Source organism: Pseudonocardia pini (assembly GCF_013870575.1).
Classification (GTDB): Bacteria; Actinomycetota; Actinomycetes; order Mycobacteriales; family Pseudonocardiaceae; genus Pseudonocardia; species Pseudonocardia pini.
Map to the genome: position 1 here is coordinate 1 of NZ_JACBXB010001231.1, position 1,013 is coordinate 1,013.

The 1,013-nt window shown below is 73.3% G+C and carries 2 protein-coding genes; one reads left to right on the plus strand and one right to left on the minus strand.

Annotated elements, in window-relative coordinates; genetic code table 11:
* A partial coding sequence (locus H5J29_RS34085; RefSeq protein ID WP_181784965.1) for a fructosamine kinase family protein occupies positions 1-261 on the plus strand: 261 nt, incomplete at its 5' end.
* Between the two features lie 15 nt (positions 262-276).
* Here H5J29_RS34085 and H5J29_RS34090 read toward each other — a convergent pair.
* A partial coding sequence (locus H5J29_RS34090) for an MMPL family transporter (RefSeq protein ID WP_181784966.1) occupies positions 277-1,013 on the minus strand: 737 nt, incomplete at its 5' end.

Below are 1,013 nucleotides of genomic sequence, written 5' to 3' on the forward strand. Positions count from 1 at the left end.
GCGTGGCTGATCGACCCGGCGGCGCACGGCGGGCACCGGGAGAGCGACCTCGCCATGCTGGCGCTCTTCGGCCTCCCCCACCTCGACACCGTCCTCGCCGCCTACGACGAGGTGGCGCCGCTGGCCGAGGGCTGGCGGGCCCGGATCCCGCTCCACCAGCTGTTCCCGCTGCTCGTCCACGCCGTCCTGTTCGGGGGCGGCTACGCGGCCCAGGCGGTCGCGGCCGCGCACGCCGCCCTCGCCCGTCGTGAGCGGCGGTAGTCGCTCACAGGTGGGTCAGGGGTGGGGCTCCGGGACGGGGGTGGGGGTGGGGGTCTGCTCCGCCGTGCGCTGGGTGGGGACGGTCGCGCCGCGCTCCAGCTCGGCGCCCTCCACGTCGACGTCGGGGAGGATGCGGTCGAGCCATCGGGGCAGCCACCAGGCGGCGTCCCCGGCCAGGTGCAGGACGGCGGGGATGACCAGCATCCGGACCACGAACGCGTCGAGCAGGACGCCGAAGGCCAGGCCGAAGCCGATCGGCCGGACCATCGAGAGGTGGGAGAACACGAACCCGCCGAAGACCGAGAACATGATGATCGCGGCGGCCGTGACCACCACCCGTCCGGCCGCGAGTCCCTCGGTCACCGCCCGCCGGGCGGGTGCGCCGTGCACGAACGCCTCGCGCATCCCCGAGACCAGGAAGAGCTGGTAGTCCATCGCCAGCCCGAACAGGACGCCGACCAGGATCGTGGGCAGGAAGTTCAGGACCGGGCCGGGGTCGTGCACCCCGAACACCGCGCCCAGCCAGCCCCACTGGTAGATCGCGACGACCGCGCCCATCGCGGCGAAGTAGGACAGGACGAACCCGATCGTCGCCGTCACCGGGACGACGATCGAGCGGAACACCAGGACCATGATCAGCAGCGAGAGCCCCACGACCACGGCCAGGTAGGTGGGCAACGCGGCGCTGAGCTTGTCCGAGATGTCGATGTTCCCGCTGGGCTGCCCGGCCACGCCGAGCGGGCCGGCCGCCG